Origin of the sequence: Promicromonospora sp. AC04, assembly GCF_003058225.1 — a bacterium.
Lineage (GTDB): Bacteria > Actinomycetota > Actinomycetes > Actinomycetales > Cellulomonadaceae > Promicromonospora.
The window spans coordinates 47,205-72,520 of sequence record NZ_QBUG01000005.1 but is presented as its reverse complement, the minus strand read 5'-3'; the positions used below and the strand labels follow the sequence as shown (position 1 = coordinate 72,520).

The following is a 25,316-nucleotide window of genomic DNA, read 5'->3' as shown; positions in this document are numbered from 1 at the left end:
GGATCGTCTCATGACCACTGAGGAGCAGTACTGGTACAACACGGAGACCGGCGCGGTCGAGGAGGGGCACCGCTCGTCCTGGACGCACCTGATGGGCCCGTACCGCACGCGCGCCGAGGCCGAGCGGGCGCTGGCGAGCGCGAAGTCGCGCAACGAGTCGTGGGAGAAGGACGACGACGACTGGCGCAACAAGTAGGCCGGGTCGGACGCACGGGCCGCTCGCGTGACCCGCACGTCCGACCGCCCGCCGGCTACTTCTCGAACGAGTGCGCCTCGTCCGGGAAGGACGCGTCCTTGACCTCGGCGACGTAGTCCTCCGCGGCCTGCTGCAGCACCGCGCCGAGCTCGGCGTAGCGGCGGGCGAAGCGGGGCGACCAGTCGGTCATCCCGGCCATGTCCGTCCACACCAGGACCTGGCCGTCGCAGTGCGGCCCGGCGCCGATGCCGATGGTCGGGATACGCAGGATCTCGGTGATCCGCGCGGCGACGTCCGTGGGCACCATCTCCAGGACGACGGCGACCGCACCCGCCTCCTCGATGGCCTTCGCGTCCGCGGCGAGCCGTTCGACGGCGGCGTCGCCGCGGCCCTGCACCCGCGGCCCGCCCAGCAGGTTCTCCGACTGCGGCGTGTACCCGAGGTGCGCGACGACGGGGATGCCCGCGTCGGTCAGCGCCCGGATCTGCGGTGCGGAACGGATGCCGCCCTCGAGCTTGACGGCGTCGGCGCCCGTCTCTTTGAAGATCCGCACCGAGGTCTCCAGCGCCTGCTGCGGCCCGGCCTCGTAGGAGCCGAACGGCAGGTCGATCACCACGAAGGCGCGCTTCGTGGCCCGGGCGACGGCGCGCGCGGCGGGGATCATGTCGTCGACCGTCACGGGAATGGTGCTGGTGTGCCCGTGCATGACGTTTCCGATGGAGTCGCCCACGAGCAGGATGTCCATCCCGGCCGCGTCGAAGATCGCGGCGGTAACGGCGTCGTACGCCGTGAGCATCGCGAGCTTCTCCCCCCGGGCCTTGGCCTCGGCCAGGTGGTGCACGCGAACCCTCTTGGGGCCCTGAGTGGGCGAGGTGTGGGCGGACATGATCCTCCTGTGGTTCGAGCGGCGTCAGTGCCGCAAGTAAGCCTAAGACCCGTCGTCCACACCCGGTACACGCACCTGTAACAGGTTTAGTGCAAGATGGCCCCATGGACAGGCAGCAGGAGTTCGTGCTCCGCACGGTCGAGGAGCGCGACATCCGCTTCATCCGGCTTTGGTTCACCGACGTGCTCGGTGTGCTGAAGTCGGTCGCTGTGGCGCCCGCGGAGCTCGAGTCGGCGTTCAGCGAGGGCATCGGCTTCGACGGCAGCGCCATCGAAGGGCTCACCCGGGTCTTCGAGGCCGACATGGTCGCCAAGCCCGACCCGACCACCTTCCAGGTGCTCCCGTGGCGCGGTGAGCGGCACGGGACGGGCCGCATGTTCTGCGACATCCTGACGCCGGACGGGCAGCCGTCGCTGGCGGACTCCCGCAACGTCCTCAAGCGCACCCTCGCCAAGGCGAGCGACCGCGGGTTCACGTTCTACACGCACCCCGAGGTCGAGTTCTACCTCTTCAACCAGCTGACCAAGACCGACTCGAAGCTCGAGCCGGTGGACCAGGGCGGGTACTTCGACCACCTGGCCCGCGGGTCGACGCACGACTTCCGCCGTGCCGCGATCACGATGCTCGAGTCGATGGGCATCTCGGTGGAGTTCTCCCACCACGAGGCCGGCCCGGGGCAGAACGAGATCGACCTGCGGTACGCCGACGCGCTGACCACCGCCGACAACCTCATGACGTTCCGCACGGTCGTCAAGGAGGTGGCGCTCGAGCAGGGCGTGTTCGCGTCCTTCATGCCCAAGCCGCTGGCCGACCAGCCCGGCTCCGGCATGCACACGCACGTGTCGCTCTTCGAGGACGACCGCAACGCGTTCTACGAGCCCGGCGCCCAGTTCGAGCTGTCCAAGACGGCGCGCCAGTTCATCGCCGGCCTCATGGTGCACGCGGGCGAGATCACCGCCGTCACCAACCAGTACGTCAACAGCTACAAGCGGCTCTGGGGCGGGCAGGAGGCCCCGAGCTACGTGAGCTGGGGCCACAACAACCGGTCCGCGCTGGTCCGCGTGCCGATGTACAAGCCCGGCAAGGGCAACTCGGCGCGCATCGAGTACCGCGCGCTGGACTCGGCCGCCAACCCGTACCTGGCGTTCGCCGTGATCCTGGCGGCCGGCCTCAAGGGCATCGAGGAGGGCTACGACCTCCTGGACCACACCGAGGACGACGTCTGGGAGCTCACCTCCGCCGAGCGTCGCGCGCTGGGCATCGCGCCGCTGCCGCGCGACCTCGACGAGGCCATCCAGTTCATGGAGAAGTCCGAGCTCGTGGCCGAGACCCTCGGCGAGCACGTCTTCGACTACTTCCTGCGCAACAAGCGCGAGGAGTGGGAGGCGTACAGCGCCCAGGTCACGCCGTTCGAGCTCAAGCGATTCCTGCAGCTCTGACCAGTACCCACCCCGCCGAAGTAGTTCCATCTCGCCACAGTTCTACTTCGGCAGGAGTGGGCCCGCGTCGTAGGGTCGGGGGGTGCAGAGCCGCCGACCCGAGACCCTGACCACCCATCTCATCCGGGCTGGGTTCGCCGACCTCACCCGGTCGGCCTCCCTGTGGCGGGATCCCGACCTGGTGGCGGTGCTGGACAGCCGGCCGAAGGGCGGCGGGGGAGCGGGCCGCTCGGCCGGCCCCGACGGCGGGTCGGTGGAGCTCGACCCCTCCGACGTCGCGCTCCTGCGCTCGCTCGCCGCCGTCGCCGATCCGGACCTCGCGCTGCTCCAGCTCGTCCGCCTCGCGGCGGCCGCCCCGGACCGGCTGCGCCCGGTCCTCGTGGTCCCCGACCGGGGCACCCCGGAGTCCCGAGGCGACGTCGACGCTCCGGTCGTGCGCGCCAGGGACATGTCGGCCGACGCCGCGGCGTCCGACAAGTCGGTGCCCGGCGGCGCCGACGCCCCCCGCCCGACCGCGTGCGACCGGCTGCTGCGCGTGCTGGGCGCGTCCTCGGCGCTCGGCGACGAGCTCGTCCGGCACCCCGCGCTGCTCGACCTGATCCGGGACAGCGCCCCGGGCACGGGCGTCCCGGCCGGGACGGTCCGCGCCGAGCTGCTGCGGGCGGTCGACGCCGACCCGGAGGCCGCCGAGCCCGTCGCGGGGACCCACCCGCAGGCCGACCCGGCCGGCCGGCCGCACGGGGGCGACCGGCCGGCACACGGGGCAGGGCACGGAGCAGGGCACGGGGCAGGTGAGGGGACGGCGCAGACCGGGGCCGCCCCGCCGTCGTACACCGACCGGCTACGGCGCGCCTACCGGGCGCGGCTGCTGCGGATCGCCGCCACCGACGTCACCGCACCCGACCCGACGGCCGTGCTCCCCGCCGTGGCGGCGGCGCTCGCGGACCTGGCGGCCGCCGCGCTGGAGGGTGCGCTGGCCGTCGCGCGCGCCGACGAGGAGGACCACGCCGTCGGCGTCCGGCTGGCCGTGGTCGGCATGGGCAAGACCGGCGGCCGGGAGCTGAACTACATCTCGGACGTGGACGTGATCTACGTCGCCGAGCCGGGTCTGCTGCCCGACGGCGCCCCGGCGTGCGACGAGGACCACGCCCTGCGGGTCGCCACGCGGCTCGCGGGCCGGCTGGCCCAGGTGTGCTCGGGCGCGTCGGCGGAGCCGGCGCTGTGGCAGGTCGACGCGGCGCTGCGGCCGGAGGGCAAGCAGGGGCCGCTCGTGCGGACGCTGGCCAGCCACGTCGCGTACTACGAGCGGTGGGCCGTGACGTGGGAGTTCCAGGCGCTGCTCAAGGCGCGTCCCGTGGCGGGCGACCTGGCGCTGGGGGAGGCGTACACCGCCGCCGTCGGGCCGCTGGTGTGGCGGGCCGTCGAGCGGCCCAACTTCGTCGAGGACGCGCGCGTGATGCGCAAGCGCGTCGAGGACAACGTGCCCGTGGCGGAGGCCGACCGGCAGATCAAGCTCGGCAAGGGCGGCCTGCGCGACGTCGAGTTCACGGTGCAGCTGCTGCAGCTCGTGCACGGGCGCGCGGACGAGGACATCAGGTCGCGGACCACGCTCGACGCGCTGGCGGCCCTGTCGCGCGGCGGCTACGTCGGGCGCGATCATGCCGACCGGATGGGGGAGTGCTACCGGTTCCTGCGGGCCCTGGAGCACCGGGTCCAGCTCTTCCGGCTGCGCCGCACCCACCTCATGCCCACCGCCGAGGCCGAGCTGCGGCGGCTGGCCCGCGGCCTGGGCTACGGCAGCGCCGACGACCTCGTCAAGACCTGGCGGTCCGTGCGGCGCGAGGTGCGCGACCTGCACGAGGCCGTCTACTACCGGCCGCTCCTGCCGGCGACGGCGCTGCTGTCCAGGGGCGAGGCCTCGCTCGCGCCGCGGGCCGCCATGGCCCGGTTCGCGGCGATCGGCTACCGCGACCCGGCCGGCGCGATGCGCCACGTCCAGGCCCTGACCGACGGCGTCTCGCGGCGCGCGGCGATCCAGCGGCAGCTGCTCCCGGTGCTGCTGGGCTGGTTCGCCGAGGGCGCCGACCCGGACGAGGGGCTGCTCGCGTTCCGGAAGCTGTCGGACACGCTGGGCTCCACCCACTGGTACCTGCGGCTGCTGCGCGACTCCGCCGAGGCGGCGTCGCGCCTGGCCCAGGTGCTGTCGTCGTCGCGCTACCTCGCGGACGCGATCGGGCGGTCGCCCGAGTCCGTGCGCTGGCTGGCCCAGTCCGAGTCGCTCGCGCCGCGCGGGGTGCGGCGGCTGGCCTCGGAGGCGGACGCGCTGCTCGGGCGGGCCCAGGAGGTGGACAGCGCCACCGTCGCGCTGCGCGCGCTGCGGCGGCGCGAGCTGGCCCGCACCGGCGTCGCCGAGGTCCTGGGCGCTCTCGGGCCGGTCGGCGCCGCGAAGGCGATCTCGGACGCCGCCGACGTAGTGCTGGCCGGCGGGCTGCGCATCGCGGAGCACGAGGCGCGCGCCGAGCGGAACGTGGCGCGCGGGGACGAGCCCGCGCGGTTGCTCATCGTCGCGATGGGCCGGCTCGGCGGCCAGGAGATGGGGTACGGCTCGGACGCGGACGTAATGTTCGTGTACGAGGCGGTGGGCGGCGCGCCGGACAAGGAGGCCAACGACTACGCGCTGACCGTGGCGAAGGACATGCGGCGCATCCTCTCCGCCGTCGGGCCCGAGCCGGGCCTGCCCCTGGACGCCGACCTGCGGCCCGAGGGCCGCAACGGGCCCCTGGTGCGGTCCTTCGAGTCCTACGTGAAGTACTACGGCCGCTGGTCCTCGCCCTGGGAGGCGCAGGCGCTCCTGCGGGCGCGGGCCCTGTCGGGCACGCTGAGCGTGGTCGCGGCGGGCGGCCCGGACGAGGGCGCGGTGGCGGCCTCGCTGTCCGACGGCGCCGGGGCAGGCGTTGCTGGTGCCGGTGCCGGTGCCGGTGCCGGTGCCGGTGCCGGTGCCGTTGCCGGTGCCGGTGCCGTGCCCGACGTCGTCGGCGAGCTCGACCTGGGGCCGGGCGCCGAGGGCGGCCGGTCGCTGGGCGCGCGGTTCACGGCGCTCATCGATCCGCTTCGCTACCCGGAGGGCGGGCCCGACGCCGCCGTCCTACGCGAGGTGCGGCGCATCAAGGCGCGCGTGGAGTCGGAACGGCTGCCGCGCGGCGCGGACCCGGCGCGGCACCTGAAGCTCGGGCGCGGCGGCGTGTCCGACGTCGAGTGGACCGTCCAGCTGCTGCAGCTGCAGCACGCGTTCGAGGTGCCCGGCCTGCGGACCACCGGCACGGTCTCCGCGCTGAAGGCCGCTCGGGAGGCGGGGCTGCTGACCGACGACGACGCCGAGGTGCTCCTGGAGGCGTGGGTGCTCGCGTCGCGGTTGCGGTCGGCGATCGTGCTCTGGTCGGGGCGGACGACAGGCGCCGGCGTGGACATGCTGCCGCACGACAGCCACGCCCTGACCGGGATAGCGCGGCTGCTCGGGGACGTGGGCACGGGCCCCGAGCTCGAGGAGCTGTACCTGCGTGTCGCGCGCCGCGCGCGAGCCGTGACGGTGCGGGTGTTCTACGGCGCGGAATAGGCCCAGAAATAGCCCTTGATCAGCCCCTTCGGGAGGGGTCCCCAAGCACGTCGGGCACGATATCGTGACCACGGCTCGGGGGAGGGAGAGCTAGTGCGCCTACTCACCGACGGTCGTCGGATCGGCGACACGTACGAGGTCGAGCGCTACCTCGGCGAGGGCGCCTACTCCGAGGTGTACCGGGTCCGCCACCGGTTCCTGGGCCGCCAGGCCATGAAGGTCTTCAAGCGCGTCGGCACCCTCGCGCAGACGCGGCGGATGCTCGGCGAGGCCGTGCTGCTCTCGAAGCTGGGCCACCCGAACATCGTGCGGGTCTTCGAGGCGGGCACCGTCGAGACGCCCGCCGGCGACCGCGGGTTTTTCACCATGGAATACGTCGCGGCCGGGAACCTGGACGACTACCGGCGGTCGCGCCCGGACCGCTCCGTGCGGGTGGACGACGTCGTCGAGATCCTGGTGCAGCTCTGCGCCGGTCTCGCCGTGGCCCACCGGGAGGACCCGCCGATCGTGCACCGCGACATCACGCCGTGGAACGTCCTGGTCGGGTACGACCAGGGCCGGCTCCGGGTCCGGGTCGGCGACTTCGGGCTCGCCCGGCGGGTCGACGCGCGGACCGGCCTGACCAGCTCCGAGGGCACCCTCGCGTTCATGGCGCCCGAGGCGCTGCGATACGGACAGGGTGCTTCCCCGGCGGGCGACGTGTACGCCGTCGGGACCGTTGGCTACCTCCTGCTGACCGACGTCCTGCCCTACCCGGACGTGCCGGTCACGGTCTTCGGTGCCCTGCACCGCGCGCCGCCGATCTCGCCGCACGACCTCAACCATGACGTGGACCACGAGCTGGCGCGGATAGTGCTGCGCGCCCTCGAACCGGACCTCCCGCGCCGGCCGGCCGACGCGGCCGAGCTCGGCGAGGAGCTGACCGCATGGCAGACCCGGCACCGCCCCGGACCGACCGACGCCCCGAATGTGAGGCCGCCACGATGAGCACTGCGTCCGACGTCGCACGCGAGATCGATCGCGTGCTGCGCCAGCTCGACGGGCACGGCCTGTACCGGAACAACGCGTTCCGGGTCACCGGCCTGTCCGCCGACGCGTCGGCCCGGCAGATCCGCCGGCACCAGGAGGAGCTGCGAAACCCGTACCACGTGCCGCCGGCGTCCGACCGCGACGTGCCGCTGCCGCCGTCGGACGACGCCGACGCGCAGCGTGCCGCCTTCGAGGCGCTGCGCGACCCGCTCGCGCGGCTCGTGCACGAGCTGTTCTGGCTGCGGCCGGAAGCGGCGAACCCGGACAGCGGGTACCTGCGCGACCAAGCGGTCTTCGCCCACTGCCGCGCGTTGGAGGCGACTGCCTCCGACGGGAGTGTGGCCGACGAGACGGCATGGACGGACTGGGAGGTGAGCACGAACCTCTGGTCGCTTGCGTTCGCGGCCGAGGACACGTGGGAGTGGGTACGACGGCGCGCGGCGGAGATCGACGACCCGCGCCTCTCCGTCGCCGTGCTGCGCGCACTGCGGGAGCGGCTGCCGGAGCACGTCATCGGCGCGTCCGTCGGGCTGGCGGTGCGGGCCGCCGCCGTCGCTCCGTCGGACACGGAGCTGCACATGGACGCGGTCGAGGAAGCGGGGTTCGAGGCGAGGCAGGTGCGTGAGGTCGCCCGTGCGGCCGTCGAGCCCTTCACCGGCCGGGTCCGGGCGGCGTGCGAGACGGCGCAGGGCTCGGACCCCGCCGCCGGGCTCTCGGCGGCCCAGGAGCTGCTCGACGGGACGGCGGCTGCGCTGACGACGATCACGGCGGTGCTGGGCGCCGACGACGACCTGGCCGGTGCCTGCCGGGACGAGGTGGCGCACGCCGCCAACAACCGCGTGATCGCGTACGTCAACGAGGCAATGGAGACGGCGTCGGGGCCGGGTTCGGTACGCGCGCGACCGGCCCTCGAGCTGCTCCGCCGGGCCCGCGCCAAGGCGGTGTCCGAGTCGGTCACCACGCTCCTGGACAAGAACATCGCCGATCTCGAGCAGCTCGCGGCGTACGTCGCCGCCGGGGGCCGCGGCCGGTTCGACGGCCGTGGCGCGCAGCGCGGTGAGCCCGGCTGCGTGGTGCTCCTCGTCGTGTTCCTGGCCGGCGCGGTGGGCGCTTTCTGGCTTCTCGGCAGCGTGCTCGGTGTCGGGCCGATCTGGGCCCTCGCCGGCGCCGTCTTCGGGGGGTTCATGGCGGTGGGCCTCGTCACGCAGGTCATCGAGTTCTTCCAGGACCTGTGAGGTCCGCGCCAGACCGGGGCCCCGCGCGCCGGCACACACACGAACGTGAAGGAGTGGATGAGTGAACGCCGCAGCACGGCGCCGGGAGAGCGCCTCGAGCCTGTGGGCCCGGTCCCGGCAGCGCCGGTTCCCGGCCGAGTTCCGGATCGCGCCGCTCGTGACCGACGGCGTCGGGCGCCGTCTCGATCCGGAACCGCTGCTGGAACCGGCCCCGGATCCGGACCCGTCGACGTCGAGCCAGGAGGCCGGCGGGTCCGCCGGGCCCGGCACGGCCGGGCACGGCGGGCCGCCCGAACCGGCCGATCTGCCGGATCCCGTGCTCGCCGACCTCGTGACGGAGATCTGGCGCGCCCGCCGCAAGGTGGACGGTCCGGACGCGGAACGGGACGCGCCGCGCGCGGTGCGCTGGGCGAGCCGCTACCTGAGCGCCGCCGCGGACCGGCTCACCACCGCCGGGATCGAGGCGCACGGCCACGACGGGATCCGGTTCGACGTGGGGATGGAGCTGCGTGTCCTGGCCTACCAGGACGCCCCGGACGTGACCGAGGAGACGGTCATCGAGACGGTTCGGCCCTCGGTGCGTCGCGCGGGGCGCGTCATCCAGGAGGGGGAAGTGATCGTGGCGGTGCCGGAGCAGGCAGTACGCGAGCAGGCAGCAAGCGAGCAGAGGGGACAGGACGATGCGTGACACCATCGACATCGGGATCGACCTGGGCACCACCAACAGCGCGGTCGCCGTGGCGAAGGGCGCGAGTGCCGAGGTGATCCGCAACAACCGCAACCTGGAGTTCACGCCGTCGGCCGTGTACGTGAACCGCTCGGGGAACGTGCGCGTGGGTCAGGTGGCGCACGACCGCGTGGTGTCCGACCCGGGCAACTCGTGCGCGGAGTTCAAGCTGCGCATGGGCCGGCACGACCAGGACAAGCTGTTCGAGGACTCGGGCCGGACGATGTCGCCGGAGGAGATGTCGGCGGAGGTGCTCAAGTCGCTGCGCGGCGACGTGCAGCGCCGGACGGGCGAGCAGATCGAGACCGCGGTCATCACGGTCCCGGCCGCGTTCACGGCGGACCAGACGGCGGCCACCAGCAGGGCCGCCGAGCTCGCCGGGCTGCGCGAGGCACCGCTCCTGCAGGAGCCCACCGCGGCCGTGTGGGCGTACACCGCAGACGCCACGGACGTGCCCGACAGGGGGTTCTGGCTGGTCTACGACTTCGGTGGCGGCACGTTCGACGCCGCCGTCGTGAAGATCGAGGACGGTGAGTTCCTCGTCGTCAACCACGCCGGCGACAACTCGCTGGGTGGCAAGCGGATCGACTGGGCGCTCGTCGAGGACCACCTCTTCCCGCGCCTGCGCCAGGAGCCCGGCCTCGGCGACGCCACCCTGGACGACCCCCGGTACCGCGGCGCCCTCGCCCAGCTCAAGCACCTGGCGGAGGAGGCGAAGGTCGAGCTGTCCCAGCAGGAGACCGTCGACATCGAGGCGGAGGTCACGATCGACACCGGCCGCTCGGTCGAGTTCTTCTGCGAGCTGACGCGTGCCGACCTCGACAGCGTCGCGCGGCCGCTGGTGGCCAGCTCGATCCGGCTGTGCCGGCAGTCGCTGTCCGAGAGCGGGATCGGGCCCGAGGCGTTCGAGCGGGTCCTGCTCGTCGGCGGCTCGTCCCAGCTCACCCTGGTGCGCGAGATGCTGACCGACCCGGTCGAGGGTCTCGGCATCCCGCTCGACCACAGCCTGGACCCGATGACCGTCGTGGCCCGCGGCGCGGCCGTCTACGCGGCGACCCAGCGGACTCCCCCAGGGGTCGGGGACGGAACACCGGAGGCCCTGGGCGGGATCCGGCTGAACCTCGAGTACACGCCGGCGGGCCTGGACCCCGACCCGCTGGTCGGCGGCCGGGCCCAGGCCGACGGCGTCGGGGACTGGTCCGGCTGGACGGTCGAGCTCCGCAACACGACCACAGCCCCCGTCTGGAGCACCGGAGCCGTCGCGCTCCGCGCGGACGGGTCGTTCTCGGTCCGGCTGCTCGCCGACGCGTTCACCACCCACTCGATCACCGTGACGCTGCGCGACCCGGCCGGGTCGGAGGTCGAGACGGCCACGACGGGCCTCACGTACCAGCGCAAGAGCGGCGGGATGGGCGGCGCCCCGACCGCGAGCCACTCGCTCGGCATCGGCCTCGTGGACAACACGGTGGAGCCCCTGGTCCGGCGCAACACCGAGCTGCCGAGCACCGGACGGATCCACGGCCTGCGGACCACGCAGGCCGTGGACAGGCTGTCCGGCGACGGACTGATCCGCATCCCGATCCTGTCCGGAGAACACCCGCGGGCCGACCGCAACACGGTGGTGGGCCAGCTCGACCTGCGCGCGCACGACGTCGAGCGCGACCTCCCCGCGGGCAGCGAGGTGGAGGTGACGCTCCATGTCGACGCGAGCTTCCGGATCCGGGCCGACGCGTTCGTCCCCTTCCTCGACGCGGAGTTCCCGATCGACGTCGACCTCGCCCGCCCCGTGCTGCCCGACATCGAGGAGCTCAAGGCGACCCGCGCGGCGCTCGACGCCCGCTATCACGACCTGCGCGGCCAGGCCGACCAGATGGGGGCCACGGAGGCGTCGGCCCGGCTCGACCGGCTGGACTCGGACGGTGTGTTCGACGAGATCGACCGGCAGCTGCGACAGGCCGAGGCCGACCAGGACGCCGTGGCGACCTGCCAGGCGCGGCTGCTCGGCGCCGACACCGCGCTGGACGAGGTCGACGAGCTGCTGGCGCTGCCCAAGGTCGTCGAGGAGGGCCGCGCCGCGCAGAGCATCGCGCAGGAGGTCGTCGAGCACGCGGGCGGGGGCTCGCACGCGGCCGACCTCCGCAGGGCGCAGGCCGACCTCGAAGATGCCATAGCGGACGGCAACCGGACAGTGATCGAACGACGGACCGACGAGGTCAGGGCCATCGCGATCCGGGTGCTCCAGGACAGCGGGGAGCTCCCGCTGGTCCGGTTCAGCGGACTGGAGAGCGAGCTCGACGGCGACCCGCGCCGCGAGGTGCAGAGCCTCCTGGCCGACGGGCGCATGGCGGTCGCCGCCGGCGACCTGAGCCGCCTCGACAGGATCAACGCCAAGCTGTACCGGTTCGTCGGCCAAGGGGATCCGGAGCAGCTGTACGGCTCGGGGAACCTGGGGCGCCTGGAGCGCGGGGACGGCCGACGATGAGCGCCGTGGACAGCACCGTGGCCGAAGCCACGCAGCACGCCCGCGCCGGACGCTACGACTCGGCGCGGCGGCTGCTCGACACGGTCGGCGGCCAGGACAGCGACGACGTCGAGGTCCTCGACCTGCTCGCGCGCATCCACGCCCAGCGCGGCGACCTCGCCCGGGCCGACGCGTGCTGGGCCCGCGTCGAGCAGCTCGACCCCGAACACGGCGGGGCGCGCGAAGGACGACGCCGGATACAGACGACCTGGGCCGGCCGGCGCCCGCGCGCAGGTGCGGCCGCGGGCGCCGCCGTCGTCGGCCTCCTGCTCGCCGCAGGCGGGGCCGCGGCCGGCTGGAGCCTGGCCCCACGACCCGCGGACGAGCACACCACCGACCCCGCGGTGGCCCAGGAGCTCGCCCGGCTGCGCGACGAGATGGGCGAGCTGCGCGCGGCGGTCGCCGCCGAACCAGGCAGCACGACGCCGAGTGCGGCGCCGGAGCAGGCGGCGCAGGACCGCCTCCGGCAGATCCGGGAGGCGCTCGCCGACCCGCGGTGGACCACCACGCTCGGCGCGCGATCGCTGGTGCTCACGTTCCGGGACCCGGTGTTCCAGGCGGGTGGCGCCGAGACGTCGGCACGCGGCGACGACGCGCTGACCGGCCTCGCCGGCCGGCTCGGCGGCCTCGCCGACGTCTCGGTGACGGTGGTGGGCCACACCAGCGACACCGCGCCCGTGCCCGGCAGCCCCTATGCGAACAACGCCGAGGTGGGCCTGGCGCGCGCGCTCGCGGCGGCGCAGGTGGTCTCCTCCGGCAGCGGGATCCCGCTGAGCGCGGTGGACGTGGCCAGCGCGGGCGACGTCGACCCGCCGTACCCCAACACGGACGAGGCGAACCGCACCAGGAACCAGACCGTGACGGTGACGCTCGAGGTGGTGCCGTAAATCCGTTGATCTGATCGCGGCCCCCGGCGCATGGTGGGGACGACCCGAGAGATTGGAACTCCGATGACAGCTGTCACGCCCCGTGCCCTGACCCACCGAACCACGGACGTGACAACCCTTGTCGTACCTCAACCTCGGGATCGTCGCCCATGTCGATGCCGGTAAGACCAGCCTGACCGAACGCCTGCTGCACCACTCGGGCGTGATCGACCGCCCGGGCAGCGTGGACCGCGGCGACACCACCACCGACACGCTCGCGCTGGAGCGCGAGCGCGGTATCACCATCCGCGCGTCGGTGGCGTCGTTCCCCGCCGGGGACGTCACGATCAACGTGCTGGACACGCCCGGCCACCCGGACTTCATCGCCGAGGTGGACCGCAGCCTCACCGTGCTCGACGGCGCTGTGCTCGTGCTGTCCGCCGTCGAGGGCGTGCAGGCGCAGACCCTCGTCCTCATGCGGGCCCTGCAGCGGCTGCGGCTGCCGGTGATCGTGTTCGTGAACAAGATCGATCGGCGCGGGGCACGCCCGGAGGCGGTGGTCGACGCCGTCGCGCGCCGCCTCAGCCCCGACGTGCTGCCCGTCCAGCGGGTGCTTGCCGTGGGGACCCCGGCCGCCCGGGTGGAGCCACTGCCGGACGACGGCCTGCGCGACTGGCTTGCGGGCGAGTCGCGGCGGGGGAGCGCCCACGCCGTGCTGTTCGGGTCGGCGGTGACGGGCGTGGGCGTGCCCGAGCTGGCGGCCGCACTCGGGACGTACCTGCCTGTGGTGGACGCCGGCGGGAGCGCCGACGGCGGCGCGGACCGGAGCGCCGACGGCGGCGAAGCGTCCGGCGTCGTCTTCGCCATCGACCGGGAGGCCGGCCGCAAGCGGGCGTTCGTCCGGATGCGGGCGGGCGCGCTGCGGCTGCGCGACCGGCTCGACCTGGGGCACGGGCGGGCCGAGCGGATCACCGGTCTGGGCGTCGCCTCCCGTGGGACGCTCGAGCCGCGCTCGACCGCCCGGGCCGGCCAGATCGCCGTCGTGCACGGGCTGTCGACGGCGCGCGTCGGCGACGTCGTCGGGCGGGCGCGGGCAGGGGACGAGCGGGTGAGCCAGTTCCCGCCGCCGTCGTACGAGACCGTGGTGGGCGCCGCCCCCGGCGACCGCGGGCGGCTGTATGCAGCGCTCACCGAGCTGGCCGAGCAGGACCCGCTGATCCGGGTGCGGCGGCGGGAGCAGGAGATCACCGTGTCGCTGTACGGCGAGGTCCAGCGCGAGGTGCTGGCCGCCGTCCTGCAGCGGGAGTACGGGGTGGACGCGCGGTTCGGCGAGGTCCGGACGGCGCGCACCGAGCGGCTCACGGGCACGGGGCACGCGCTGGAGGTGATGAAGCAGGACGGCAACGAGCTCCTGGCGACGATCGGGCTGCGGCTGGAGCCCGTCCCGGTCGGGGCGGGCGTGACGTTCGACCTGGAATGCGAGCGCGGGTCCATACCGCCGGCCTTCTTCGACGCCACCGAGGACACCGTCCGCCGGGAGCTGGCCCGCGGGCCGTTGCGGTTCCCGGTCCCGGACGCCCGCGTGACAATGACCCACTCGGGCTACGCGCCGCGGCAGAGCCACATGCACCAGAAGTTCAACAAGGCGATGTCCAGCACCGGGGCCGACTTCCGCGGGCTGACACCGCGCGTGCTGGCGACGGCTCTCCGGCGGGCGGGGACGGTGGTGTGCGAACCGGTGCACCGGTTCGTGATCGAGGTGCCGGACGACGCCGTCGGACCGGTGGCCTCGCTGGTGGGACGGCTGGGCGGGGTGCCGTTCGAGTCGCGCGCCACGGCCGCGGGGATTGCCGTCGTGCGCGGCGAGATGCCGGCCGGAGCCGTTGCCGCGTTGCAGCGGGACCTGCCTGGCCTGACGCGCGGTGAGGGCATGTGCCGCACGGAGCACGACCGGTTCGAGCCGGTGCGGGAGGTGACGCGGTCGTGACTTTGGCGCCCTGTGGACGCGAGGCGTCGAGCGGCTCGCCGCGACGATCGCCCGTTTCGGGGGAGGCCTCCGGGCCGCCGGTCAACCATCGTGTGCCTTGCGGAGGAGGCGTCGCCCGGCTTCGGGCGCGCCCGGCGGAGCGTTGGAGGCGTCGATGTCGCGGACCGTGGGGCGGATCGCGGTGGACCCGGCGTCCACGCCTGCGTACGAGGTCGCCGACCGGCTCCACGTCGACGCGACGCAGGGGCTCGCGGTCGCCGAGGCGGCCCGCAGGCTGGAGGCGTACGGGCCGAACCGCCTGACCGCGGCGAAGAAGGAGTCAGGGCTGCAGGCGTTCCTGCGGCAGTACCGCGACTTCATGCAGATCGTCCTGCTGGTGGCGGCGGTGGTGAACCTCCTGGTCACCGGCGACGTCGGCACCTCCCTGGTGCTGGCCGGACTGACCCTGTTCAACGCGGTCATCGGCCTTCGGCAGGAGGCGAAGGCGGAGGAGAGCGTCGCCGCGCTGGCGCAGATGATGAAGACGGTCGCCCGGGTCCGGCGCGACGGCCAGGCGGTCGAGATCGACGCAGGGGAGCTGGTGCCGGGCGACGTCGTGCTGGTCGAGGCCGGAAACCGGGTGCCGGCGGACGGCCGCGTCATGCTCGCCGCCACCCTGGAGATCGAGGAAGCCGCGCTGACCGGGGAGAGCCTCCCGGTGAGCAAGTCGACCGACCCGGTCCTGGGCGACGACGTGCCGCTGGGCGACCGGACCTGCATGGCGTACATGAACACCTCGGTCACCCGCGGCCGCGGCGAGATTGTCGTCACCACGACGGGCATGAACACCGAGATCGGGCACATCGCCGACCTGCTGGCCAGCACCGAGGCGGACAAGACGCCGCTGCAGAAGCAGCTGGACGGCCTGTCCAGGATCATCGCGTCCATCGCGGCCGTCGCGCTGGTCCTCGTGGTGGTGTTCGGGCTGGTGCGAGGCGAGTCGTTCGACACCCTGTTCATCACCGGGGTGGCGCTCGCGGTGGCCGCGATCCCGACCGGTTTGCCCGCCGTCGTCACGGCCCTGCTCTCCATGGGCACCCGCGAGATCGCGCGCCGCAACGCGATAGTCAAGCGGCTGCCCGCGGTGGAGACGCTCGGTGCGACGTCGGCGATCTGCTCGGACAAGACCGGGACGCTGACCCTGAACAAGATGACCGCCCGGGAGCTGGCGATCCCCGGCTACAACGGGTTCACCGTCACGGGCGAGGGCTATGGCACCGCCGGCGAGATCCGGCACGTCGGCGGCTCCAACATCGACCTCGACCCGTACCTGCTGCCGATGATCCTGTGCGCGGACGCGGTCCTCGACGGCGACAGCCTGATCGGCGACCCCACCGAGGGCGCGCTGATCGTGCTCGGCGCCAAGGGCGGGCTCGACATCGACGCCACCCGGCGGGACTTTCCCCGTGTCGCCGAGGTGCCGTTCGACTCCGAGTACAAGTTCATGGCCACCTTCCACGACATGACCGCGGACGACGGGCGCCCCGTGGTGCGCTGCTACGTCAAGGGCGCCCCGGACGTGCTGGTCGCGCGCGGTGCCACCTACCGGACCCCGGACGGCACCATCGTGCCGATCACCGACCAGAACCGAGGCCTGGCGCTCGAGGCGAACGACCGGATGGCGAACTCCGGCGAGCGCGTGATGGTCGTCGCCCAGCGCGACTTCGACCACGCGACCTTCGACGCCGCGCGACCGGGCGGCGACGGGAACCTGATCGGCCTGGTCACCGACCTGACGCTGCTGGCGATGGTGGGCATCGTGGACCCGCCGCGCCCGGAGGCCAAGGCGGCGATCGCGGAGTGCCACTCGGCGGGGATCCGGGTCCGGATGATCACGGGTGACCACGCCACCACCGCTGCCGCCATCGCCGGGGAGCTCGGCATCGAGGGCCGGGCCCTGACGGGGGCCGAGTTCGCGGCCCTGAGCGACGACGAGCTCCTGGCCCAGCTCGACGACATCGGGGTGGTCGCCCGGGTCGCGCCCGAGGACAAGATCCGGCTGGTCCAGCTGCTCAAGCGGTCGGGCGACGTCGTCGCGATGACCGGCGACGGCGTGAACGACGCGCCCGCGCTGAAGGCCGCCGACATCGGCGTCGCCATGGGCATCACCGGAACCGAGGTCTCCAAGGAGGCCGCGGTGATGATCCTGACCGACGACAACTTCGCGACCATCGTGGGCGCCGTCTCCTACGGCCGCTCGCTGTACGACAACCTCGTGAAGTACCTGCGCTTCCAGATGTCCACGCTGGTGGCGTACATCGCCATCTTCCTGGTCGCGGGCGTCCTGAACATCGCGGCCGGCACGCCCCTGAACCCGCTGCAGATCCTGTGGCTCAACATGGTCATCGACATCCCGATCGCTGTCGCGCTCGGCTTCGACCAGGCCACCAAGGGCCTGATGGGCAGGCCCCCGCGCCCGGTCAGCGCGCCCGTCCTGTCCCGGACCAGCTGGATCCGGCTATGCATCCAGGGCGCGGTCATGACGGCCGGCTCGCTGGTGGCCTACCAGATCGGCGTCGGTCCGGGCGGCCCCGTCGTCGCGGGGACCATGCTGCTCACGACGCTGTCGATCTTCCACGTGATCGCCGGTCTGCTCTCCCGCGACCAGCTCGGCACGATCTTCGACCGCGACGCGGTGCCCGGAGTCGCGCAGCTGCGCCGCTACGGCCTGGCACTGCTGGCCATCGTGCTGGTCACGACCATCGACCTGCTCGAACGGATCTTCGGCACCACTGAGCTCGACGCGGGGCAGTGGGGCATCTGCCTCGCGCTCGCGGCGAGCCTGCTCGTCGTCGAGGAGATCATCAAGCTCTTCCTCCGCCGGCGCGCGGCCGACGTCGGTGCGGCCCGGACCGTACCCGGGGCTGTGATCGCGCGGGCGGCCTGACGCGGCGTCGAAGCCCGGTGCGGGAGGCTGCGCCGTCTTGACGGGCCGCTAGGCCGTCCTGGACACCTCGGGGAATCTTGTCGACAGCGGTCTGGCGCTGAACCCGTGGACGACGACGCTGACCAGGACCGTGAGCGAGATGACGGCGACGACCTCCTGGCCGGCGTCCCCGAGTCCCTCCAGGGCGAGCAGGGCGAAGATGACCGAGGCGAGCCCACGGGGGCCGAACCAGCCGATGAAGGCGACCGAATAGCGGTCGAACCCGGCGCCGAGCAACGACACGAGGACGGGGAGCATGCGCACGACCGTGAGACTCAGGGCGACGCAGGCGAGCACGCTCCAGCTCCACCGCTCGACGATCACCGGCACGGCCAGGGCACCGAAGACCAGCCAGCTGATCATCGAGGCGAGGTTCCCGGACTGCTCGACGAAGGTCACCTCCTCCTCCTGGCGGCGCCCCGCGACGTTGCCGAAGACCAACCCGGCGACGAAGGCTGCGACGAAGCCGTTGCCGTCGATCAACAGGGCCCCGGCATAGGCGAGCAGAGCCAGGGCCAGGACAGCGACCCCGTCGAGCTTGTCGCGCAGCCATCCCAGGTCCCGGGCTCGCTTGGTCGCCCAGGCGCCCAGCCCACCGATCAGCGCGCCGCCCGCGACTCCCACGACCAGCGAGAGCACCGCGCGCCCCGGGCTCTCCACCCCGGTGATCCCCTCGGCGGCCGCGGTTCCGGCGATGGCCACCAGGACGATCGGTGTGGCGATCCCGTCGTTGAGCCCGCTCTCGACGTTGAGTGCGCTGCGCACCCTGCCGGGCACCCGTTGGTTGGACATGACGCTCGCCCCCAGGGCCGCATCGGTGGGTGCGAGTGCGGCGCCGACCAGCAGGGCGGGCCACGGGTCGAGGCCGAGGACCACCAGCGCGACGCCTGTCCCGAGCGCCATGGTGAGGGGGAGCCCGATCCCGAGCAGGCGCCAGTACGTGCCGAGGTCGCGGCGGAACTCGCGCCAGCGGACCCCGGAAGCGTCCCCGAACAGGATCCAGACCAGCGTCACCTCGGCGATCAGCTTGACCAGCTCAGGTTCGAGACCGAGGTCGTGCGGATCGAAGACCTCGACCAGCACGAAGCCGGCCGCGACGAACACGATCGGAGCGGTCAGGCCCGTGCGTTCGAGACGACCGGCCAGCGCGCACCAGACGAAGATCGTGGCGAGCGCCACGCACACCGGCAGGATCTCCACGCGACAGCTCTCCGTTCACCCGACGGGCACGGCGTCGTCGCCGACGGTTCGTCGTTGCCGACCGTTCGTCGTCGCCGACCGTTCAGAGAGCTGTCATCGGACGATGTCGCGTCCGTGCGCGGTGAGCGCCCAGATGACGAACACGTCCAGGGTGATGACCACCAGGGACCACACGGGGTAGTAGGGGATGAAGACGAAGTTCGCCAGGGCGCTGATGGCGGCCAGGATGACTCCGATGACGCGACCCCAGATCCTGCCGCCCAGGACCGCGAAGCTCGCGATCACCACGAGCAGGCCGAGCAGCAGGTGGATCCACCCCCAGGTGGTGGTGTCGAGCTGCAGCAGATAGTCGGACGTCGTGACGTAGAACTCGTCCTCGAACAGGGCCACGAGCCCGGCGAGGGCCTGGAACGCTCCGGACAGCATCATCATCACGGCTGCGAAGATGATGAAGCCGGTTGCCCAGGCGCTTGGAGCTTCGCTACCTGCCAGGTGGCTCGCTGCGGGTTGCTGAGTCATTTCGGATCCTTTCCATGCGTGGGTGAGAACCCGTGCAGCTCCTCGCTGCCACCCCGGACGACGAGGCACGTGGACTCCGGCACCTCTTGCCAGGCTCCGTGCAGGCCCCCGAGCGGTTCGGACACCACGAGCCGTGCGTCCTCGGAGAGCTCGTGCAGCACGGGGTTGTCGGGGTACTGAAGGCGGAGCGTGGAGATGTCGGTGCTGTGGAACAGCGACCGGGACATGCCCTCGCTGGAGTAGCGGAACGCCCACGTGGTAGTCCCGTCGGTGGTGGCCACCGTCATCTGGATCGGGTACTGGATGCCGTGTCGTCGCCCTGTCTCCTCGATGAGACCGACTGCTCGGGCGACTGCTGCCGGTGGGTCTTCTTCGAGTCCGAACGTCAGGGCCAGGAAGAAGAAGAGCTCCGAGTCCGTCGACCCCTCGATCTCCGTGTAGAGAGCAGGATCGACGGCCAGGACCAGATCGCGCTTCAGCAGCTTGAAGTCCGCGATGGCCCCGTTGTGCATCCAGAGCCAGCGGCCGTGGCGGAAGGGATGACAGTTGGTCTGCTGGACCGCCGTGCCGGTCGACGCGCGGATGTGAGCGAAGACTCGCCCGGCGGCCGCATGGGCCGAGAGTTCTTGCAGATTGCGGTCGTTCCATGCCGGCTCGGTGCTGTGGTAGATGCCCGGTGTCTCCGGGGCGCCGTACCAGCCGACACCGAAACCGTCACCGTTGATCGTCTCCACGCCCAGCCGTGAGTGCTTGCTCTGCACCACGAGCGAGTTCTCAGGCTTGTAGAGAAGATCTTCCAGAAGTACCGGCGAACCTGAATACGCGAGCCAACGACACATATCAACCTCACTCTCCGTTCCAGTGTGCGTCGGGGACAGACGCCGCGGGTCATCCAAAGTGGGTGAGGTCGAACCCGCAACGGGCCCATAGCCTGGTCTCCCACTGTCGACCTACGCCCGCCCGGCGATCCCCAGCACCTGAGACCAGGATCGGAGGGACATGGGAGCCTTCAACTCACAGGCGCGACTGGCCCGCGCGAGGTCGGCAAACCAGCCCCGGTCCCGCGTGCCCCACACCGTGGTGGTTCTCCCGTCGTACAGCGTGGACCCGTCGCTGCTGGCGCAGTACGGCGCGCGCATCCCTGCCCTGGAGCATCGACAGCTGCTGACCATGCTGATGCTTCCGCGGGTGCCGGAGTCGGAGATGATCTTCGTGACGGCCAAAGCCCCCACGGAGCGCGTGCTCGAGTACTACCTGTCCTTCGTGCCGGCGGACCGCCGAAACGACACGCGGGCACGGATCCGGCTCGTCGAGGTCCCCGACCCGACCCCGCGTTCGATCACCTCGAAGCTCTTGGACCGGCCGGACCTCATGGCGAGGATCCGGACGATGACGTCCGGCCGCCTGGCCTATATCGAGCCGTGGAACGTCACGCAGCTGGAGATGGACGTCGCCCGCCGCCTAGGGCTGCCGCTCAACGGCACCGCGCCGCGCCTGTGGCCGCTCGGGTTCAAGAGCAACGGCCGAAGAATCATGCGCAGCGCCGGAGTGCCGATTCCGCTCGGACAGGAAGACGTCCGCTCCGTCGCCGACGTCCTGGCAGCCGCGGAGGCCATCAGGCGGCAGCATCCCGACGCCGCCGGGGTGGTCATCAAGCTGGACAACAGCGGCACGGGGCACGGTAACCGCGTGGTCCGGTTCGCGAGCTCGCCCACCGCCGCCGAGCTGCGGGCGGTCGTGGAGTCCCTGGAGCCGTGGTACCTCTCCGACCTCGCGGGCGGAGCCGTCGTCGAGGAGCTCGTCACCGGGCACGAGTTCGCCAGCCCCAGCGTGCAGGTCGACATCGCACCGGTCCGCCACGTGGAAGTCATCTCCACCCACGAACAGTTCCTCGGCGGTGCCGGCGGACAGGTGTACCTGGGATGTCGGTTCCCGGCGAACCCGGACTACGGCAGCCACCTCATGTCGTACGGCAAGGCCGTGGGCGAGCTTCTCGCGGACCAGGGTGCGATGGGCCGCTTCTGCGTCGACTTCGCGGCAACACGATCCCCCTCGTCGGGGTGGCAGGTACACGGCCTCGAGATCAACCTGCGCAAGACCGGCACCTCGCACCCGCTCTCCCTGCTGCACAACCTGGTTCCAGGGCACTACGACGCCGAGACGGGCAGCTGGTCGGCCGAGGACGGTTCTGAACGCTGCTACCGCTCGACCGACAACGTCGTCGATCCTGCCTGGCGCGGGCGCGCCGCTGACGACGTCATCGATGCCGTCCGCTCGGCCGGGCTGGAGTTCGACCCACGGTCCGGAGTCGGCGCGATCCTCCACAGCTTCGTCGGGCTCGACATCGACGGTCGGATCGGACTCACGACGATCGGCCGCTCACCCGACCACGCCGAACGGCTCCACCGGGCGGCAGTTGCCGCGATGGAGACGCCCGCCTCGCGTCACGATCGGGGCCTCCCTGAGACGCGCGATACCCCCGGATCCACGCTCGGATCCGGGGGTATTGACGAACGACAGGCCTAGATGTCGTAGTAGAGCTCGAAGTCGGACCTGGCAGACGGCCGGTGCTGGTCACGTTGGGATCGTTGGAATCTAGCGGTTTCTGCGTTGGCCAGTGCCGGTCGATTCGGGCTGTGGCCGGACATCTTGTGGACTTTTCTTGGACTCGACCACGAAGGCGACGCGGTGCCTGCCCACGCAGCGGGGACGCCGAAGAGCCGGTGACCTTGTGATCCCGGCCCATTCGTTTTGCTGTCCTACGCCTCGGTGGAATCGAGGATCGCGGCGACATCGATGAGCCACTGCCCGAGATCCGCCAGTTGCTGGGGTGTGACCCCGGCGACCTCATCGTCCGAGGCGGGCAAGAGGGAAGGGGCAGAGAGCTCGGCGAGTTCGCCGTCCTCCTTCACTACCTGGAATGCGCCGATGGCGAAGCCACTCGCACCGGCGCGGGCCACGGGGCGCGACCAGCTCCGCTCGTCGGCGTCCCAGCCCCAGGAGCCGTTCTCGTTCACCCACGTCGGCAGCGGGACCGCCTGTGGCAGGGGGAAGGTTGGTGTCACGTGCCGGAGGATCCTCTCGGCCTCGGCCAGGGTGTTGCATCGCTCAAGCAGAATCTCGGTGACCCCTGTGTCACTGCCCGATGGCATGGCTGCGACGAGACGGGCGCGCTGTGCGTTGTCCAGGACGTTGGTGTCCACGATGGTTCTCTCCTTCGAGTGTTGTTCGGGTAACTCGTGCGGGGCACGCTGTGCCTCGGAACTCCGGATGGCTACGGATCGGCCACCGGGCTGTCTGCGGACTCGATGCTCACTACCGATGTCGGCCGGTCTGCGGTGACCGCCGGGCGAATATCATCCGGAGGTTCACCCGGCGTCGAGGCCACTGGATCCTCGCGCCGTGGCACCGTCGGTACATGAGCAGTTACGACGCTAAGCGCGCATTCCAAGCCGCACAGGTTGACAAGCCATGCCAATAGATGGCGCGCAGATCGTCAACGCCATCCTGAGTGGCGAGGCAGTGCTACTGACCGGGGCGGGCTTTTCCCGCGCCATGACCGATCAATTCGGTGACTCGCTGCCGATCGGCTCGGAGCTCTCCAAGAGCATCTGGCCAATTGCGTTCGGCGTCGACGAGGAGTTCGACCCCGACACGGCACTGAGCATGGTCTATGACACGTCGATGGCGAAGTCGCCAAAACTGCTCCGGGATCAGCTGGAGCGGCACTTTCGGATCGATCGGGATCTTCTCCCGGAGCGATACAAGACGTGGTTCTCGCTGCCGTGGCATCGGATCTACACCCTCAACATCGATGACGGTGACGAAGCGGTCGCTGACCTGATGCCCGGTTCCCGATTGCAGATCGTGTCCGCCCTAGATGCCACGCCAGGGTTGCTGCGCAGCGACCGACTCCCGGTGGTGCACGTCAACGGCCGGCTGCAGGACTTCCCGAAGCTGACGTTCGGTCCGTGGGACTTTGCCGCCCGAACCGCCGCCGCTGACCCGTGGTACCTGGAGTTCGTCGCGGATCTCGCCGCCCGCCCGGTTGTGGTGATTGGGTCGGTGTTGGACGAACCGCCGCTCTGGCACTACCTGACTCTCCGTGGACAGCGCGGCTCAGCCAAGGAACTGCGGCCGCGCTCCTGGCTTGTCGCGCCGCGCTTGGATGTTGGGCGGAAGGCGATGCTCGACGGACTGAACTTCAAACACATCGGACAGACCGAAGAGGAGTTCTTCGACACCACCATCGCCCCAGCCGCGCCGCGACTACTATCGGCGGCACAGATCAAGGAGCGTCGACCGGGTGATGACTCGCTCCAGGACGTGGCGGAAAGTGTTCGTGTCGCCAAGCCCGGCAGCCCGGACTACCTGCTCGGTTCGGCGCCAAGGTGGGGCGACATCACCGATGGGTACTCGGCGATGTTCGAGTTCGACGTCGAACTCACGGACTCTATCGACCAGCTGAGCGAGGGAACCGTCGGTGTGGTCGGCAGTGCCGGATCTGGGAAGACGACGTCGTTGATGAAGGCGGCTGCCATACTCGCCGCTCGCGGGAACTCTGTGCTGTGGCTGGGACGTGAGACCGAATTGCCGATCGCTGAGCTGCGACGTGAGGTAAAGGACCGGGCACCGGACTACCTGTTCGTGGACGACGTCGACCGGTTTGGCGGAGAAGCCGCTGGATTGCTGCGCGGGCTCCAACGGGACGTGGACGCCCTCGTTGTCGTGGTCGGCGTTCGAAGCGCCCGGTTCTATCAGCTGAGATATGACGAACGGCTCCCGTTGGACAAGCTGCTGAAACAGGCGCGCCTTAGCGATAACGACGCGGCCGCGCTGCTTGCCGAACTCGACCGCGGGCATCGGCTCGGTGCACTTGTCGCGCTGAGCCACGCGGAACAGATCCGCAAGATCACCGAACACGACGACCGGCAGCTGCTGGTTACTCTCATTGAGGCCACGTCTGGGGAACGCTTCCACAGTAAGATCGCCGCAGAATGCCGTTCCCTGACAGGGGCCCAACTGACCCTGTACGGGGTTGTGTGCACCTCGGCGTGGGCGGACAACAAGCCTCTTTCGCGGCAGGATCTACTCTATGCCGCAGGCCGCACCTACGAACCGAACGATGCTCTCCAGGCGCTGCAGCGGTTGGAGAGCTCCCGCCTGCTGCATCCGACCGGGCATGGCTACCAGGCCAGGCATCGGGTGGTCGCGGAGTCGGCGGTCGACTACTTCCGGGCGGAAGGGCTCCTCGAAGCCTGGATAACGGACCTGATCTTTCTTGTCGCAGCGCACTACCAGCCCCTCGACGCCCGCCGAACCAGGTATGGGAGGCTGCTGATTCGGTTGATCAACCACCAGAACCTGAAGAGGCAGGTTGGTGAGACTGCCGAGGTGCAACGCATCTACGGCGCCGCAGAGGCGTGGCTGTCTCGCGACCCGCATTTTTGGCTGCAACGGGGGAGCTTCGAGACCGACTACGGCGACCTGTCCGCTGCAGACAACTTCCTTCGGCAAGCCCGTGCCCTCGCCAGCGGCGACGTCCTGATTGACACCGCCTGGGCGATGCTACTGCTTAAGCGTGCCCTTACTGCAGCGACGTCTTCGGAAGCGGCGATCCAAGTCGCAGAAGCGTTCGGTCTGCTCGTCCCGATCATGCAAAATCCTCAGAATCACTCCCCGCACACTTACGCCGTGTACCTGATCTACGGACTGCGGTGGTTGAAGCAGGGGCCGCTCGGAGTGGAGGAGCAGCGGCAGCTGCGGGAGCACCTGCGCTACTACGGCAACATGGGATCCCGCCTGTTCCCGGACGCCGACGATGTGCAGAGCAGTTGGACGGCCGTGCAGAAATGGTTCGCGACGAATGCACTGGTCGAACAGACCGACTAGCGCAGCTCGCAGCGGTGAATGCGGATGAGCTGGTCCGTACGCCGGGTTCTCCCGGAGGGTGCGCCGGTATGTCTCGCGGTGTCCGACGGGTTGGTTGGGCACCGCGAGATCGTTGAAATTCCGGGGTTTGTTCAAAGGCACGGTGCGGTGGTGAAGTTGGTGGCAGACGGGCCGTGACGGCGTTCATGTGTACCCAATGTGCACGCGCGCCCGCCCCACGATGTCATCTGCAACTGCCACT

Annotated in this window: 17 protein-coding genes; 12 read left to right on the top strand and 5 right to left on the bottom strand. The window is 71.2% G+C overall.

Annotated elements, in window-relative coordinates; translation table 11 throughout:
• Window positions 1–10 precede the first annotated feature (10 nt).
• Window positions 11–196, top strand: coding sequence for a hypothetical protein (locus tag C8K30_RS14465; protein WP_108493624.1), 186 nt, complete (start codon window positions 11–13; stop codon window positions 194–196).
• Window positions 197–251: 55 nt separating this feature from the next.
• Here the strand turns inward: C8K30_RS14465 and panB are convergent, their stop codons facing one another.
• Window positions 252–1,082, bottom strand: coding sequence for a 3-methyl-2-oxobutanoate hydroxymethyltransferase (panB, locus tag C8K30_RS14460; RefSeq protein ID WP_108493623.1), 831 nt, complete (start codon window positions 1,080–1,082; stop codon window positions 252–254).
• Between the two features lie 104 nt (window positions 1,083–1,186).
• Between panB and glnA the strand changes: the two genes are divergently transcribed.
• The 9 genes from glnA (at window position 1,187) to C8K30_RS14415 (ending at window position 17,425) form a co-directional block, all read left to right on the top strand.
• Window positions 1,187–2,521, top strand: coding sequence for a type I glutamate--ammonia ligase (glnA, locus tag C8K30_RS14455; RefSeq protein ID WP_108493622.1), 1,335 nt, complete (start codon window positions 1,187–1,189; stop codon window positions 2,519–2,521).
• An 82-nt stretch (window positions 2,522–2,603) separates the two neighbouring features.
• Entirely contained in the window at window positions 2,604–6,134 is a 3,531-nt protein-coding gene (locus C8K30_RS14450; RefSeq protein WP_108493621.1) for a bifunctional [glutamine synthetase] adenylyltransferase/[glutamine synthetase]-adenylyl-L-tyrosine phosphorylase, read from the top strand.
• A gap of 93 nt (window positions 6,135–6,227) precedes the next feature.
• On the top strand, window positions 6,228–7,121 hold the full coding sequence (locus C8K30_RS14445; RefSeq protein WP_108493620.1) for a serine/threonine-protein kinase: 894 nt from the start codon (window positions 6,228–6,230) through the stop codon (window positions 7,119–7,121).
• Window positions 7,118–8,398: a hypothetical protein gene (locus C8K30_RS14440; RefSeq protein WP_108493619.1), complete on the top strand. Its 1,281-nt coding sequence runs from the start codon at window positions 7,118–7,120 to the stop codon at window positions 8,396–8,398. Before C8K30_RS14445 ends, C8K30_RS14440 begins: the two co-directional genes overlap by 4 nt.
• A 61-nt stretch (window positions 8,399–8,459) precedes the next feature.
• A complete protein-coding gene (locus C8K30_RS14435; protein ID WP_108493618.1) occupies window positions 8,460–9,086 on the top strand; it encodes a hypothetical protein in 627 nt (208 codons plus the stop codon).
• Window positions 9,079–11,607, top strand: a complete 2,529-nt coding sequence (locus tag C8K30_RS14430) for an Hsp70 family protein (RefSeq protein ID WP_108493617.1) — start codon at window positions 9,079–9,081, stop codon at window positions 11,605–11,607. Before C8K30_RS14435 ends, C8K30_RS14430 begins: the two co-directional genes overlap by 8 nt.
• 5 nt (window positions 11,608–11,612) lie before the next feature.
• Window positions 11,613–12,533, top strand: coding sequence for an OmpA family protein (locus tag C8K30_RS14425; protein WP_132236678.1), 921 nt, complete (start codon window positions 11,613–11,615; stop codon window positions 12,531–12,533).
• Between the two features lie 118 nt (window positions 12,534–12,651).
• Window positions 12,652–14,499, top strand: a complete 1,848-nt coding sequence (locus C8K30_RS14420; RefSeq protein ID WP_108493615.1) for a translation factor GTPase family protein — start codon at window positions 12,652–12,654, stop codon at window positions 14,497–14,499.
• Window positions 14,500–14,653: 154 nt separating this feature from the next.
• A complete protein-coding gene (locus tag C8K30_RS14415; protein WP_108493614.1) occupies window positions 14,654–17,425 on the top strand; it encodes a cation-translocating P-type ATPase in 2,772 nt (923 codons plus the stop codon).
• A 48-nt stretch (window positions 17,426–17,473) separates the two neighbouring features.
• Here C8K30_RS14415 and C8K30_RS14410 read toward each other — a convergent pair whose 3' ends face one another.
• The 3 genes from C8K30_RS14410 to C8K30_RS14400 all read right to left on the bottom strand — a co-directional run bounded on the left by C8K30_RS14410 (window position 17,474) and on the right by C8K30_RS14400 (window position 20,022).
• Window positions 17,474–18,664, bottom strand: coding sequence for a sodium:proton antiporter (locus tag C8K30_RS14410; RefSeq protein WP_108493613.1), 1,191 nt, complete (start codon window positions 18,662–18,664; stop codon window positions 17,474–17,476).
• A 93-nt stretch (window positions 18,665–18,757) separates the two neighbouring features.
• A complete protein-coding gene (locus C8K30_RS14405; protein WP_108493612.1) occupies window positions 18,758–19,183 on the bottom strand; it encodes a hypothetical protein in 426 nt (141 codons plus the stop codon).
• Entirely contained in the window at window positions 19,180–20,022 is an 843-nt protein-coding gene (locus C8K30_RS14400) for a class II glutamine amidotransferase (RefSeq protein WP_108493611.1), read from the bottom strand. The genes C8K30_RS14405 and C8K30_RS14400 overlap by 4 nt, the downstream gene beginning before the upstream one ends.
• Before the next feature lie 160 nt (window positions 20,023–20,182).
• Between C8K30_RS14400 and C8K30_RS14395 the strand changes: the two genes are divergently transcribed.
• The gene (locus tag C8K30_RS14395; protein ID WP_146197479.1) at window positions 20,183–21,709 is read left to right on the top strand and encodes a peptide ligase PGM1-related protein; all 1,527 of its coding nucleotides are present in this window, start codon (window positions 20,183–20,185) and stop codon (window positions 21,707–21,709) included.
• A 233-nt stretch (window positions 21,710–21,942) separates the two neighbouring features.
• Here the strand turns inward: C8K30_RS14395 and C8K30_RS14390 are convergent, their stop codons facing one another.
• Complete coding sequence (locus C8K30_RS14390; protein WP_108493609.1) at window positions 21,943–22,386, bottom strand: hypothetical protein; 444 nt, start codon at window positions 22,384–22,386, stop codon at window positions 21,943–21,945.
• Window positions 22,387–22,654: 268 nt separating this feature from the next.
• Between C8K30_RS14390 and C8K30_RS14385 the strand changes: the two genes are divergently transcribed.
• The gene (locus tag C8K30_RS14385) at window positions 22,655–25,075 is read left to right on the top strand and encodes an ATP-binding protein (RefSeq protein ID WP_108493608.1); all 2,421 of its coding nucleotides are present in this window, start codon (window positions 22,655–22,657) and stop codon (window positions 25,073–25,075) included.
• The last annotated feature ends 241 nt before the right edge of the window (window positions 25,076–25,316 follow it).